At 74.7% G+C, this 14,297-nt stretch carries 12 protein-coding genes; 7 read left to right on the top strand and 5 right to left on the bottom strand.

The features are described 5' to 3' along the window. From ACFV5N_RS15175 to ACFV5N_RS15165, 3 genes are all read left to right on the top strand, one after another. The coding region (locus ACFV5N_RS15175) for an ABC transporter substrate-binding protein (RefSeq protein WP_385599084.1) at positions 1-1,354 on the top strand (1,354 nt) is incomplete at its 5' end. Positions 1,355-1,362: 8 nt separating this feature from the next. Then, complete coding sequence (locus ACFV5N_RS15170; RefSeq protein WP_385599081.1) at positions 1,363-3,273, top strand: ABC transporter permease subunit; 1,911 nt, start codon at positions 1,363-1,365, stop codon at positions 3,271-3,273. Positions 3,274-3,338: 65 nt separating this feature from the next. Next, positions 3,339-4,604, top strand: a complete 1,266-nt coding sequence (locus tag ACFV5N_RS15165) for an MDR family MFS transporter (RefSeq protein WP_385599086.1) — start codon at positions 3,339-3,341, stop codon at positions 4,602-4,604. Here ACFV5N_RS15165 and ACFV5N_RS15160 read toward each other — a convergent pair. Genes ACFV5N_RS15160 through ACFV5N_RS15150 form a run of 3 tightly spaced genes read right to left on the bottom strand, consistent with a single transcriptional unit; the run spans position 4,568 to position 8,138 of the window. Beyond that, positions 4,568-5,701, bottom strand: coding sequence for a bifunctional 2-methylcitrate synthase/citrate synthase (locus tag ACFV5N_RS15160; protein WP_385599078.1), 1,134 nt, complete (start codon positions 5,699-5,701; stop codon positions 4,568-4,570). The two genes, ACFV5N_RS15165 and ACFV5N_RS15160, sit on opposite strands and share 37 nt — an antisense overlap. Positions 5,702-5,721: 20 nt before the next feature. After that, on the bottom strand, positions 5,722-6,630 hold the full coding sequence (gene prpB, locus ACFV5N_RS15155; protein WP_385599075.1) for a methylisocitrate lyase: 909 nt from the start codon (positions 6,628-6,630) through the stop codon (positions 5,722-5,724). Further along, positions 6,630-8,138 carry an MmgE/PrpD family protein gene (locus tag ACFV5N_RS15150; protein ID WP_385599073.1) on the bottom strand — a complete coding sequence of 503 codons (1,509 nt, stop codon included), beginning with the start codon at positions 8,136-8,138 and terminating at the stop codon, positions 6,630-6,632. Before ACFV5N_RS15150 ends, prpB begins: the two co-directional genes overlap by 1 nt. A 145-nt stretch (positions 8,139-8,283) precedes the next feature. Between ACFV5N_RS15150 and ACFV5N_RS15145 the strand changes: the two genes are divergently transcribed. After that, positions 8,284-9,711, top strand: coding sequence for a short-chain fatty acyl-CoA regulator family protein (locus ACFV5N_RS15145; RefSeq protein ID WP_385599070.1), 1,428 nt, complete (start codon positions 8,284-8,286; stop codon positions 9,709-9,711). An 18-nt stretch (positions 9,712-9,729) separates the two neighbouring features. Here the strand turns inward: ACFV5N_RS15145 and ACFV5N_RS15140 are convergent, their stop codons facing one another. Further along, positions 9,730-10,521, bottom strand: a complete 792-nt coding sequence (locus tag ACFV5N_RS15140; RefSeq protein WP_385599068.1) for a VOC family protein — start codon at positions 10,519-10,521, stop codon at positions 9,730-9,732. Between the two features lie 71 nt (positions 10,522-10,592). After that, positions 10,593-11,351, bottom strand: coding sequence for a polysaccharide deacetylase family protein (locus ACFV5N_RS15135; protein ID WP_385599066.1), 759 nt, complete (start codon positions 11,349-11,351; stop codon positions 10,593-10,595). A 112-nt stretch (positions 11,352-11,463) separates the two neighbouring features. Here ACFV5N_RS15135 and ACFV5N_RS15130 point away from each other — a divergent pair, with 112 nt between their 5' ends. From ACFV5N_RS15130 to ACFV5N_RS15120, 3 genes are all read left to right on the top strand, one after another. After that, a complete protein-coding gene (locus tag ACFV5N_RS15130; protein ID WP_385599063.1) occupies positions 11,464-11,805 on the top strand; it encodes a DUF6153 family protein in 342 nt (113 codons plus the stop codon). Between the two features lie 65 nt (positions 11,806-11,870). Further along, positions 11,871-12,452 carry a DUF305 domain-containing protein gene (locus ACFV5N_RS15125; protein ID WP_385599061.1) on the top strand — a complete coding sequence of 194 codons (582 nt, stop codon included), beginning with the start codon at positions 11,871-11,873 and terminating at the stop codon, positions 12,450-12,452. Positions 12,453-12,867: 415 nt separating this feature from the next. After that, positions 12,868-14,297 (top strand): type I polyketide synthase (locus ACFV5N_RS15120; RefSeq protein WP_385599058.1); only part of this gene is annotated, 1,430 nt, incomplete at its 3' end.

The raw sequence follows: 14,297 nt of genomic DNA, 5'->3' as shown, positions 1-14,297 counted from the left end.
GAACTACTCCCCGTACGGCATGGACGCCTACGACCTCTCCCGGCTCGGCGTCGTCGAAGGGCTGACCCGGCTGGACGCCAACGGCACCGCCGTGGCCGCCCTCGCCGAGTCCTGGTACGCCGAAGGGGACGGCCGGGACTGGCTGTTCACCCTGCGCGAGGCCACCTTCCACGACGGCACCGAGGTCACCGCGGCGGCCGTCGCCGGCTCCCTCACCCGCGCCGCCCTGGCCGAGCCGCCGCCCGGCGCGCTCTCCGGGATCCGGCTGACCGCCGAGGCCGTGGACGAACGCCGGGTGCGGGTGCGCACCGAGGAACCCGATCCGGTGCTGCCGCTGCGGCTGAGCAACCCCAGCCTGGCAGTGTTCGCGCCGGACGCCTACACCGCCGACGGCCGGGTGAACCCGGCGGGCACCGCCACCGGACCGTTCGTCCTGACCACGACCACCGGCGACACCGCGGCGTCCCTGGAGCGGTTCGACGGCTACTGGGGCGGCCGGGCGCACGCCTCCGGCGTCGACGTCCGCTACATATCCGACGGCACCGCCCGCGCCAACGCGCTGCGCACCGGCGAGGTGGACATCGCCGAGGCCGTCCCCGTCGCGCAGGTACCCGCCCTGGACCCGGACACCGTCCACGAGATCAACACCGCCCGCAACACCAGCCTCTACCTCAACACCTCCACCGGCCCCTTCGCCGACCCGGGACTGCGGGCCGCCGCCCGCGAGGCGATCGACACCGCCGCCGTCGCCGACGGCGTCTACGAGGGGTACGCCGAACCCGCGCAGGGGCTGTACGGCCCCGCCCTCGGCTGGGCGGCCGGCCTGCGCGGCGCGCCCACCGGACGCACCGCCGACCCGGCGGAGCCGGACGGCGCGGCCCTCACCCTCGCCACCTACAACGACCGCCCCGAACTGCCGGAGACCGCCCAGGTGGTCCAGCAGCAGCTGGAGCGCGCCGGGTTCACCGTGCGTCTTGAGGTGCGCGGCTACGCCCAGCTGGAGAGCGACCTGCTGGCCGGGGCGTTCGACGCCGCCGTGCTCTCGCGCAACATGATGCTGGAGACCGGCGACCCGGTCACCGTGCTGGCCAGCGGCTACACCTGCGAGGGCAGCTTCAACCCGGCCCTGCTGTGCGACCCGGCCGTCGACGCCCTCACCGAGGCCGCGCGGGCCGAGGCCGGCCTCGCCGAGCGGCAGTCGGCGGCGATCCGGGCCGAGGCCGCCGTCCTCGGTACGGACGCGGAGATCCCGCTCGTCCATCTGAAGGTCGTCACCGGCGTCCGGCCGGGGGTCACCGGCGTGGTCCTCGACCCGTACGAGCGCGAGCTCGTCGGCGCCGGCACCCGGCGCTGAGGCCGCGCATGTCCACCACCAGGAACCCCGGGGGCATACCCGCGCCCCGGCGCGGCCGGGCGCTGCTGTGGCGCACCGGGCTGACGGCCGCGCTCGTGTGCGCGATCGGGCTGCTGCCCTGGCTCTCGCGCACCGACCCGGCGCTGACCGTCCTGAAGGCACGGGCGCTGGAGCGCACCGCCGACCCCGGGACGCTGCGCGCCGTCCGCGACGAACTCGGCCTGGACGACGGCCCGCTGGTGCTGCTCGGCCGCTGGCTCGGCGGGCTGGCGCGCGGCGACGCCGGCCGGTCCTGGGTGTCGGGCACCGAGGTGACGCCGGTGGTCGGGCACGCGCTCGGGGTGTCGCTGCTGCTGATGGCGGGCGCCCTCGTGGTCGGGCTGGGCACGGCGGCGGCGGTGTGCGGGCGCCCGCTGTGGCGCGGGGCCCGGCTGCGGCCGGGCGGGCGGGCCGGTGGCGGCGGGCGCGGGGGGTCCGCGGCGCTGGCCGCGCTGCCGGAGTTCCTCATCGCCTCGGTGCTGGTCGCGGTGGTCGGGGTGCGGCTGGGCTGGCTGCCCGCGTCCGGCTGGTACGGGCCGGCGTGGATGGTGCTGCCGTCGCTGGCGCTCGGGCTCCCGGCCGGGGCCGTCCTGGGGCGGCTGCTGGCCGACGCGCTGCCGGGCGCGTTCGCCGAGCCGTGGGTGCCGGCCGCCCGGGGGCGCGGGCTGCCGCCGGGGACCCTGGCCCGGCACGCGCTGCGCCGGGCGGTGGCCGGGCTGCTGCCGAACCTGGGGCTGTTCGTGGTCGGGCTGACCGGCGGCGCGGTCGCGGTGGAGCAGATCTTCGACATCCCGGGCCTCGGCCGGCTCACGCTGCGCGCCGCGCTCGCCCAGGACCTGCCGGTGCTCCAGTCCGGTGTCCTGGCACTGGCGGCGCTGGCCGCGCTCGCCGCCGCGCTGGTGCGGCTGGGGGTGGGCGCGCTGATCGGTCCCGCGCTGCGCGACGGGGCGCTCCAGGCGGCGCACCGGCCCGGCGGCACGGAGCGGCGGTGGCGCGCGCCGCTGGGGTACGGGCTGGTGCTGGCCGCCGTGGTGGCCCTCGGGCTGCCGCGCGATCCGCTGGCGCTGGACACCGGTCTGCGGCTGGCGGCGCCGTCCTGGGCGCATCCGCTGGGCACCGACGCGCTGGGCCGGGACGTCCTGGCGCGGGTGGCGCACGGCGCGCTGACCACCCTGGGCACGGCGGTGGCGGTGAGCGCCGCCGCGCTGCTGGTGGGGCTGCTGCTGGGGCTGGTGCCCCGGCTGTCGGGGCCGCTGGCGGAGACGGTCAACGCCGTACCGGCGGTGCCGGCCGCGCTGCTGATCACCGGGGTGGTGGGCGGCGGGCCGTGGACCCCGGCCGTGGCGGTGGCGGCCGTGGCGTGGACGCCGCTGGCCACGCACGCCGGCTCGCTGCTGCTCCAGGAGCGGGCGGCGCTGCATGTGACGGCGTCCCGCGCGCTGGGCGCGGGGCGGGGCCATCTGCTGCGGCGGGTGCTGCTGCCCGCGGTGCTGCCGCCGGTGCTGCGGCACGCGCTGCTGCGGCTGCCGGGCATCGCGCTGAGCCTGGCGGCGCTGGGCTTCCTCGGGCTCGGGGCGCAGCCGCCGTCGCCGGAGTGGGGGCTGGTGCTGGCCGAGAACCAGCCGTACGTGGAGCGGGCGCCGTGGGCGGTGCTGGCCCCGGCCGCCGTGCTGGCGCTGCTGGGCGCGCTGGCGGTGACGGCGGCGGGCGCGGCGCGGCGCGGCGAGCCGGGCGCGCCCGGTGCGGGTGCGCTGTGGCGGAGGCGGCGGGCGGGAACGGCGGGGCGCGGGCGCCGGGCGGTGGGGACCGCGGCGGCCGGGCCCGTACCGTCCGGCCCGGCGCCGGACGCGGCCCCCGAACGGGAGCGGGTGGGGTCGTGAGCGGGGGGTTCGCGCGGCTGTCCCGGCGGCGCGCGGCCGAAGGGGCGCGGAGGGCGGACGGGCCGGTGTGGCGGCGGCTGCCCGCGCTGCCGCGGCTGCTGATCGTCACCCAGTTCGCGTTCAACGTCGGGTTCTTCGCCGTGCTGCCGTTCCTGGCCGAGCATCTGGGCACGGCGATCGGGATGGCGGGCTGGCTGGTCGGGTTCGTGCTGGGGCTGCGGACCTTCAGCCAGCAGGGCCTGTTCGTGGTCGGCGGCTGGCTGGTGGACCGGTACGGGGTGCGGCCGCTGGTGCTGACCGGCTGTGTGCTGCGGATCGCCGGGTTCTGCTGGCTGGGGTACGCGGCGTCGACGGCCGCGGTGATCGGCGCGGTGCTGCTGATCGGCTTCGCCGCCGCGCTGTTCTCGCCCGCCGTGGAGTCGGAGGCGGCCCGGCAGGCGGTGCGGTGGGAGGAGGCGGGGCACGGGCCGCGCACCCGGGTGCTGGCGCTGTTCTCGGCGGCGGGCCAGGCCGGGGCGTTCATCGGCCCGCTGCTGGGCGGGCTGCTGCTGCTCGCGGACTTCCGCACCGCCTGTCTGTGCGGGGCGGCCGTCTTCGTCCTGGTGCTGGCCGGGCACGCCCGGCTGATGCCCCGGCACACCCCGGGCCGGGAGGCGGCGGGCACGACCGGCGGCGACAGCGGCGGCGGGGACGGGGGCGCGGTGCGCGCGCTGCTGCGCGACCGCCGGTTCCTGGCGCTGGCCTGCGCGTACGGCAGCTACCTGCTCGCCTACAACCAGCTGTACCTCGCCCTGCCGGACGAGGTGGAGCGGGCCGCCGGTTCGCAGGCGCCGCTGGCCTGGCTGTTCGCGCTCTCCTCGCTGCTGGTGGTGTGCGCCCAGCTGCCGGTGAGCCGCCGGGTGGGCGAACGCCTCGACCTGCGCCGCTCGATGGCCGCCGGGCTGCTGCTGGTGGCCGCCGGGTTCGCGGTGGTCGCGGCGGTGCGCCCGGCGGGGTGGACGGGCCCGGCGGCGCTCCTCCCGGCGGCCGTCTTCGTGGTGCTGCTGACGGTGGGGCAGATGCTGATCGTCCCGGCCGCCCGCGCCTGGGTACCGGACTTCGCGGGCCCGGCGCGGCTCGGCCTGTACACGGGGTGGCTGTCCTCCGTCTCCGGGCTGCTGGTTCTGGTGGGCAGTTCGGCCACCGGGGCGCTGCTGCACGCGGGGCTGCCGCCGGCCGTGCCGTGGCTGGTGCTGGCGGCGCTGCCCCTGCTGGCCGTCCCGCTGCTGCCGCGCACCCGGCCCGCCACCGTCGCTCAGGCCGGGACGTGCCGCTGGGCCGGACCGGCGTAGGAGGCGAGCGGCCGGATCAGCGCGTTGTGCGCCAGCTGTTCGGTGATGTGCGCGGTCCAGCCGGTGACGCGGCTCAGCACGAACAGCGGGGTGAAGGCGGAGGTGTCGAAGCCCATCAGGTGGTAGGCGAGCCCGGCCGGGTAGTCCAGGTTGGGGTGGATGCCCTTGCGGTCCAGCATCGCGCGGCGCAGCGCGGCGTGCAGGGCGGCGAGCCGGGCGGTGTCCGGGTCCTTCGAGCGGGCCACCAGCCGGTCCAGGGCGTCCTGCATGATCGGCACCCGGGAGTCGCCGTGCCGGTAGACGCGGTGGCCGAAGCCCATGATCTTGCGCCGGTCGGCGAGCGCGGCGTCCAGCCAGCCGGTGGCGCGGTCCGGGTCGCCGATCTCCGCCAGCATGTGCATCACGGCCTCGTTGGCGCCGCCGTGCAGCGGGCCCTTGAGCGCGCCGATGGCGGCGGTGACCGCGCTGTAGAGGTCGGAGAGGGTGGAGGTGACCACGCGGGCGGTGAACGTGGAGGCGTTGAAGCTGTGTTCGGCGTACAGCACCATGGAGATCTCGAAGCAGCGCACCACCTCCGGCTCGGGGACGGTGCCGGTGCACATGTGGAAGACGTTCTCCGCCCAGCCGAGTCCGGCGTCGGGCGGGACCGGGGCCAGGCCGCGGCGGCGGCGCTGGTCGGCGGCGACCACGGTGGGGAGTTTCGCCAGCAGGTTGAGGGACTTGATCCGGTGGGCGGCCGGGCTGCCGTCCTCCTCGGCCGGGTCCTCGGCGCCGAAGAGGCTGACGGCGGTGCGCAGCACGTCCATCGGGTGGCAGGTCTCGGGGAGCCGGGCCAGCAGTTCGGTGGTGGTGCGGTCCAGCGGGCGCAGGGCGCGTTCGCGGGCCCGGAAGTCCCGCAGCTGGCCGGAGTCGGGGAGTTCGCCGTACCACAGCAGATGGGCGACTTCCTCGAAGGAGCGGTGCGCGGCCAGTTCCTGGACGGGATAGCCGCGGTAGGTGAGGGAGTTGGTGTCCTCGACGACGGTGGAGATCTCGGTGGTGTCGACGACGACACCAGCGAGGCCGCGGTGGATGCCGGGCGGGCTGGTCAGGGTCATGGCGGGTGCCTCCGGGGGCGTCAGGTGCCGGGCGGGAGGGTGGCGTCGTGCACGGCGGCGTCGAACTCCGTGTACTCCTGGTAGCCGAGGAGCCGGTAGAGCCGGGTGCGGGTCTGCATGAGCGGCAGCAGGGACTCCTGGGTGCCGTCGGCGGCGAGGGTGCGCAGGCCGTCCTCCGCCGCGCGCATGGCCAGGCGCAGCAAGGTGACGGGGTAGAGGGCGATGTCGTAGCCGAGGTTCTGGAGGGTGGTGGTGGTCAGCAGCGGGCTCTTGCCGAACTCGGTCATGTTGGCGAGCAGCGGTACCGGGACGGCCGCGCGGAACGCCGCGAACTCGGCCTCGTCCGCCAGCGCCTCGGGGAAGATCGCGTCCGCCCCGGCGTCCACGTACGCCCTGGCCCGGTCGATCGCGGCGTCCAGGCCCTCGACGGCGCGGGCGTCGGTGCGGGCCATGAGCAGGAAGTCCGGGTCGCGGCGGGCGTCGGCGGCGGCCCGCAGCCGGCGGACCATCTCATCGCGCGGGACGACGGACTTGCCGTCGAGGTGGCCGCAGCGCTTGGGGTTGACCTGGTCCTCCAGGTGGAGCCCGGCCAGTCCCGCGTCCTCCATGAGCTGGACGGTGCGGGCGGCGTTCATCGGCTCGCCGAAGCCGGTGTCGGCGTCGACGAGGACCGGCAGGTCGGTGACGCGGGTGGTCTGCTGGGCGCGGGCGGCGATCTCGGCGGAGGTGGTGAGGCCGATGTCGGGCAGGCCCAGGTCGGCGGCGAGGACGGCGCCGGAGAGATAGGCGGCCTCGAAGCCGGTGTCCTGGATCAGGCGGGCGGAGAGCGGGTTGAGGGCGCCGGGCATGACGAGCAGCCGGGGCTCGGCCAGCCGGGCGCGCAGGGCGCGGCGGCGTTCGGCGGGGGTGGTGCGGGTGTGCAGGAGCATCAGAAGAGTCCCTCCGGGAGGGTCGCGTCCAGTGAGGCGGTGCGGTCCGGCGCGGTCTGCGGGAAGAGCCCGTCGAGTTGCGGCCCGGTCAGCTCGGCCAGTCGCCCGGCGGTGTCGAGGAACCGGTCCTGCTCCGCCGCGCCGACCACGCCCTCGGCGAGGGTGCGGAACTTGCGGCGGTAGGCGTCGCGGCCGAAGGGGCGGGCACCGGCCGGGTGGGCGTCGGCGACGGCCAGTTCGTCCTCGATGACCGTTCCGTCGTCCAGGGTGACGACGGCCCGGGCGCCGAAGGCCCGGCGGTCCGGGTCGGGGTCGTGGTAGCGGCGGGTCCACTCCGGGTCCTCGACCGTGCTGATCCGCTGCCACAGCTCCACGGTGCCGGGGCGGCGGGCGCGCTCGGGGGCGTAGGAGCGCTCGTGGTGCCAGGCGCCGTCCTCCAGCGCGACGGCGAAGATGTACGGGACCGAGTGGTCGAGGGTCTCGCGGCTGGCGCCGGGGTCGTATTTCTGCGGATCGTTCGCGCCGGACCCGATGACGTGGTGGGTGTGGTGGCTGGTGTGCAGCACGACCGACCGGATGCGCCGCGGCGGTCCGGTGCGCTCGCGCAGCCGGCGGGCGAGGTCGATGACGGCCTGCGCCTGGTACTCGGCGGAGTGCTCCTTGGTGTACGTCTCCAGGATCGCCCGGCGCGGCTCGCCGGGCGCGGGGAGCGAGACCGTCCACTCGGCGCCGGGGCCGTCCAGCATCCAGGCCAGGAAGCCGTCCTCGCCCTCGTAGATGGGCGACGGTGACCTCTCGCCGCGCATCGCCCGGTCCACCGCCTCCACGGCGGCCTTGCCCGCGAAGGCCGGCGCGTACGCCTTCCAGCTGGAGATCTCGCCCTTGCGGGACTGCCGGGTGGCGGTGGTGGTGTGGACGGCCTGCTGCACGGCCTGGTAGACGGTCGCGGTGGGCAGCCGCAGCAGGGCGCCCAGGCCGCAGGCGGTGGCGGCGCTCAGATGGGCCACGTGGTCGATGCGGTGGGCGTGCAGGCAGATGCCGCGCACCAGCGCGACGTGCACCTCGTAGGCGGCGACGATGCCGCGCAGCAGATCGGCCCCGGTGCGCCCGGTGTGCTGGGCGACGGCGAGCAGCGGCGGGATGTTGTCGCCGGGGTGGGAGTAGTCGGCGGCGAGGTAGGTGTCGTGGAAGTCGAGTTCCCGTACGGCGGTGCCGTTCGCCCAGGCGGCCCACTCCGGGGTCACCCGCAGGGCGCTGCCGAACACCGAGGCGCCCGGGGTGGCCGCGCCGTGCGCGGTGGCCTGGGCGCGGGCGACGGCGACGGGGCGGCGCAGCAGGGCGGCGACGGCGACGGCGGCGTTGTCGATCACCCGGTTGACGGCCATGGCGGCGGTGTCGGCCGTGGGCTCGCCGGTGGCGGTGGCCACGGCGGCGAGTTTCCAGGCGAGCTGGTCCTCGGGGGCGAGCCGGTCGGCGCTGGGACGGACTCGGACGCGATGGTCGATCATGTCCCCGATGCTGCCCGGGGAACGGGGCCGGCACGAGCGGGCCAATCTGCGGAATCCGTACCGCGCGGCGCTGCGGATCGGCGAAAGCTGCGAACGATGCGGATGCTACGTTCGCAGCTGCTGCCGCATCAGGAGGAGGCGCGCCATGGCCCGCGGCACCGGCCACCGCAAGGTCTACGCCCACGGCAAGCTGCGCCGGCTGCGCCGCGCGCACGGGCTGAACCAGGTCGAGCTGGCCCGCGCGCTGGGCATCTCCACCAGCTACGCCAACCAGCTGGAACAGGGCCAGCGCCCGCTGACCGCGCCCGTCCTGCTGCGGATCGCCGAGGTGTTCGGGGTGGACGCGGAGTTCTTCTCCGGCGCGGACGAGGACCGGCTGGCCACCGCGTTGCGCGCGGCGCTCGCGGACGAGGCGTGCGGGGTGCCGGCGCCGTCCGCGGAGGAGATCGCCGAGGCGGCGCGGGACCACCCGGAGGTGGCCCGGGCGCTGGTGTCGCTGCACCGCCGCTACCGCGACGCGGCCGAACAGGCCGCCGCCCTCGCCGGCCCGGGACCGGGCGGCGGGGGCGCGCACGAGGAGGTGCGCGACTTCTTCTACGCCCACCACAACCATGTCGAGCCATTGGACGCCGAGGCGGAGCGCACGGCCGCCGCCCTGGAGCTGCGCCCGGGCGGCGCCGCCGAACCGCTCACCGCCCGCCTCGCGCGGCGCCACGGCATCCGCGTGCTGCGCGCCGCCCCGGGCCGTACCACCGACGCCCGCCGCTACGACGCGTCGGCCGGACTGCTGTTCCTCTCCCCCTGGCTGACGGAGGGCCAGCGGGCCTTCCAGCTCGCCACCCAGCTGGCGCTGCTGGAACAGGCCCCGCTGCTGGACCTGCTGGCCGGCGGCGCCCCCGAGCTGACCTCGCCGGAGGCCGTGACGCTGGCCCGGATCGGCCTGGCCAACTACTTCGCGGGCGCCCTGCTGATGCCGTACACCGCCTTCCACACGGCCGCCGAGGAGGTGCGCTACGACATCGAGCTGCTGTCGGCCCGCTTCGGGGTGGGCTTCGAGACGATCTGCCACCGGCTGAGCACCCTCCAGCGGCCGGGCCGCCGCGGTGTCCCGTTCTCCTTCCTGCGGGTGGACCGGGCGGGCAACATCTCCAAACGCCAGTCGGCGACCGACTTCCACTTCTCCCGCCTCGGCGGCACCTGCCCGCTGTGGACGGTGTACGAGGCGTTCTCCGCACCGGGCCGCACCCTGACCCAGGTCGCCGAGATGCCGGACGGCAAGCGGTACTTCTGGGTGGCGCGCACGATCACCCGCGGCGGCTTCGGGCATCACGCGCCGCGCGCGGAGTTCGCGGTGGCCCTCGGCTGCGAACTGCGTCACGCGCACCGCCTGGTGTACGCGGAGGGCATCGCCCTGACCGACCCGCGCGCGGCCACACCGATCGGCCTGGGCTGCGCGATCTGCGAACGCCGCGACTGCCCCCAGCGCGCCCGCCCCCCGGCCGCCGGCCACCTCACCCCGGACCCGGACCGCCACCCCCGCATCCCGTACCAGGTGGACGGCGCCCCCTCGTGAGGCGTCCGTCGCGCGGGGTCAGCTCTCCGGGGTGAGCAGGACGAAGTCCGCGCCGTGCGGGTCCTGGCAGACGGACAGGCGGCCCACTCCCTCGGCCGTCTCGGGGCCCATCTGGACGGTGCCGCCGCTCTCGGTGGCCTTCGCCGTGGCCGCGTCGCAGTCCTCGGCGGCGAAGACCGGGTGCCAGTACGCCGCGCCGTGGGTCGGGGTGAGGGCGGAGGGCGGCAGTTGCATCAGGCCGCCCTGCATGGCGGTGACGTCCTGGCCGGAGGGGGCGATCAGGGTGTAGGTGCCGCCCTCGCCCGGCAGGGGCATGTCCTGGTAGGTCCAGCCGAAGACCGCGGAGTAGAAGGTCTTGGCCGCCGCGCCGTCCGGGGTGTACAGCTCGGTCCAGGAGAGGGAGCCGGGGGCGTCCACCACTTCGAGGCCCATGTCGTCGCGCGGTTCGAAGACGGCGAACTGGCCGCCCTGCGGGTCGGTGTACTGCGCCATCCGGTGGGTGTCGTCCATCCCGGTGGGCGCGACCCGGACGGTGCCGCCGGCGTCGGTGACCGCCGTGGTGGTGGCGTCCGCGTCGGTGGTGGCGAAGTACAGCATCCACGCCGAGCGGGCGCCCTCCTCGGTGAGGCGGCCGAGCCCGGCGACCGTGCGGCCGGCGCTCTTGAGGAAGCCGAAGTCGGGGGTTCCTGGGTCCATCGGCTCGAAGGTCCAGCCGAGCACCGCGCCGTAGAACGCGGCGGCGCGCGCCGGGTCGGGGGCGCCGAGGTCCAGCCAGCAGGGGGAGCCGGGGACGAAGTCGGTGGTCAGCACGGTGCCTCCCTGGTCGCATCGGTCTCAGCTGTCAGCGTGACACCACCCGCGTCTGGCCGCCACCGCTCGCCTCAGCGGTAGACCTTGCCCGGCTCGGGTACGCCGGGCGCCATCAGCTGGGAGACGGTCACGAAGGTGTAGCCGTCGGCCTTGAGCGCGTCGATGATGCCGGGGACGGCGGGGACGGTGCCCTCGTAGATGTCGTGCAGCAGGATGATGCCGTCGCGGTCGGCCTGGTCCAGGACGCGTTCGGTGATCAGGTCGGAGTCGGTGGTCTGGTAGTCCTTGGCGGTGACCGACCACAGGATCTGGGCCAGGCCGAGTTCCTCGCAGACCTCGGCGACGGTGTCGTCGGTGCGGCCCTGCGGCGGGCGCATCAGGGTGGGGGTCTGCCCGGTGAGTTCCTCGATGGCCTCGTTGGTGCGCAGCAGCTGGTCGCGGACCTCGTCCCGGTCCACCTCGGTGAGGCGGGGGTGGGTCCAGGTGTGGTTGGCGAGTTCGTGGCCTTCTTCGGCGGCGCGCACCACGAGTTCGGGGTAGGTGTCGATGTGCTTCTTGCCGAGGAGGAAGAGGGTCGCGGGGACCTCTTCGGCGGCGAGGATGTCGAGCAGTTCCGCGGTGTACGGGCCGGGGCCGGCGTCGAAGGTGAGGGCGATGCACTTGGCGTCGCGGCAGTCGACCGAGCCGAACGCGCCGCCCGCCTTCTCGTCGGCCGCGTCCCGGACGCTTTCGGGGGATATCCGCTCGGCCGAGCAGCCGGTCAGGGCGAGCGCGAGCGCGAGGGTGGCGGCTGCCGCGACGGCGGTCGACGGCTTTCTGGACAGCGGCATGACGGACAGATCCCCCGAGTGACGGCGAAAGGCGGAGCATCCGACTATACGTTGGGTGTATAGGCGGACCCCGGTGGGGTCCCCTCAGGTACCCACCGGGGGTACTCGTAGGATGGCGCCCGTGAACCGGGGCCGTGGCGTGCTGCTGATCCTGGCGGTACTCGCCGGGCTGCTCGCCATGCACGGCCTGGCGCCGGGCGTGGTGATCAGCGCCGGGGCGCATCACACGGAGGTGGGCGCGCCCGCGCACGACATGCAGGGCGCGGCGCATCTGGATCACGCGGATCCGGACTGTGTGGCGGGTGGGACGGCCCAGGCGCCGCCGCTGCCCGTCCCTCACGCCGGTGACGTGGTCGCCGTCGTGCTCCGGGCCGCTCCGGCCGGGGTCACCGGGCGAGGGCCCGCGCCTCCCGCTCCGCCCTCACTGAGCTTTCTGCAGACGCTGCGGATATAGGCGTGCCGTGTTTCCCCGCGCGCACACCATTCCGCAGTACCGCACAGAAAGCTGTTCTTTCCACCATGATGTCGTACCGTTTCGCGGCGCGGGCGCTCGGCGCCGCCGCCGTCGCCTCCGCCGTGCTGTTCACCGCCGCCTGCGGCGGTGATTCCGGCGCGTCCGCCGGCCATTCCCAGCACGGCGGGGAATCCCGGGCGGACACCTTCAACGACGCGGACGTGGCCTTTGCCCAGGGCATGATTCCGCACCACGAGCAGGCCCTCGCCATGGCCGGACTGGCCCGGGAGCGGGCGGACGCGGAGGCGGTGAGCACACTCGCCGGGGAGATCGAGCGTGCCCAGGGCCCGGAGATCGCGACGCTGCGTTCCTGGCTTTCGGAATGGGGCGCGGAAGAGGGGCACCACGGCGGGCACGAGATGGCCGGGATGCTGTCCGGCGAGGAAATGGCCGAACTGGAGAGGGCGTCGGGCCCAAAATTCGACGCGGCTTTCCTGCGGCTGATGATCGTGCATCACGAGGGCGCGGTGGAGATGGCCCGTGAGCTGGAGGATTCCGGGTCGCACGAGCCCGCGCGGGAGATGGCGCGGGACATCATCTCCTCCCAGTCCGCCGAAATCGATCGTATGACCGAACTACTGAACTGACGTTCGCCTGAGGGGCGGGTAGCGCGGGAAACCGGCTATCCGCCCCTTGCGCGCGCCCGGAGCGCGCGCATTGCAATGCGCGCCCCCCGCGTAACCCTATTGGCCTATTCGATCTTCATAAGGCAGGCTTCAACCGCGCAGCCGCAACACACAATCCCCATAAACACCCGTGGGGGCTGTGATCGGCCTGCGCCCGTTCAGAGGGGGGTTCTCGTTCCGCTTTCCGTCATGCCACGACACAGGGCCGTGCGCACCACCGTCACCATGCGCCTATCGGCTCTTCAGACTTTTCTGTCCTTACCCCGGCGTTGTCCCCCGGCGGGCTGACCAGGATTCCCGCTCGAATCACCTGATCCGCCCCAAGCGCCATCACCCAAGGATTCTCACGATGGATTCCACGCACCACCCTGTCCCCGTGCCCTCCCCGGAAGACGCCTTCGCCATCGTCGGCATCGGCTGCCGGCTGCCCGGCGGCGCCAGTGACTACCGGACGTTCTGGCGCAATCTGCTCGACGGCAAGGACTGCATCACCGACACCCCGGCCGACCGCTACGACACCCGCACCCTGGGCAGCCGCGACAAGGCCAAACCCGGCCGGCTCGTCGGCGGCAGAGGCGGCTACATCGACGGCTTCGACGAGTTCGACCCGGCGTTCTTCGGTATCAGCCCGCGCGAGGCCGAACACATGGACCCCCAGCAGCGCAAGCTCCTGGAGGTCGCCTGGGAGGCCCTGGAGGACGGCGGGCTGCGCCCCGGAGAACTGGCCGGCACCGATGTCGGCGTCTACGTCGGGGCGTTCACCCTCGACTACAAGATCCTCCAGTTCGCCGACCTGAGCTTCGAGACGCTGGCCTCCCACACCGCCACCGGCACCATGATGACGATGGTGTCCAACCGGATCTCGTACTGCTTCGACTTCCGGGGCCCGTCCGTCTCCGTGGACACCGCGTGCAGCGGCTCCCTCGTCGCCGTCCATCTCGCCTGCCAGAGCCTGCGCCGCGGCGAGACCTCCGTCGCGCTGGCCGGCGGCACCCTCCTGCACATGGCGCCGCAGTACACCATCGCCGAGACCAAGGGCGGGTTCCTCTCCCCCGAGGGCCGCTCCCGCACCCTGGACGCCGCCGCCAACGGCTATGTGCGCGCCGAGGGTGTCGGCATGATCGCCATCAAGCGCCTTGCGGACGCGCAGCGCGACGGCGACCCGATCCACGCGGTCATCATCGGCAGCGGCGTCAACCAGGACGGCCGCACCAGCGGCATCACGGTGCCCAACCCGGACGCCCAGGTCAGCCTGATCGAACAGGTCTGCGCCGAGGCCGGCATCACCCCCGGCAGCCTCCAGTACGTCGAGGCGCACGGCACCTCCACCCCGGTCGGCGACCCGCTGGAGGCGGGCGCCCTGGCCCGCGCGCTGGCGATCGGCCGCGAGCCCGGCGCCGAGACCTACGTCGGCTCGGTGAAGACCAACATCGGGCACACCGAGGCCGCCGCCGGTGTCGCCGGGCTGATCAAGACCGTGCTCAGCCTCAAGCACAAGATCATCCCGCCGCACATCAACCTGGAGACCGTCAACCCGCGGATCGACGAGGCGTCGCTGCCGTACCGCATCCCGCGCGAGCCCACCGCGTGGCCGGCGCACAGCGGCCCCGCCCGGGCCGGCGTCAACTCCTTCGGCTTCGGCGGCACCAACGCCCACGTGCTGCTCCAGGAGGCACCACCCGCCCCCGAGCCCGACGAGCCGGCCGGCCGAGAGGTCGGGCTGCTGGGTGGGGACGGGTCTGGTCAGTTCGACCATCGAGGGGTGCAGCGCGGCCGCACCCCAGGCGGTGTAGAACGCGGCCCAGC

Origin of the sequence: Streptomyces sp. NPDC059853 (genome assembly GCF_042731495.1) — a bacterium.
Lineage (GTDB): Bacteria > Actinomycetota > Actinomycetes > Streptomycetales > Streptomycetaceae > Streptomyces.
Note: the sequence above shows the minus strand (reverse complement) of the source record. Positions and strands in the feature narration are given on the sequence as shown.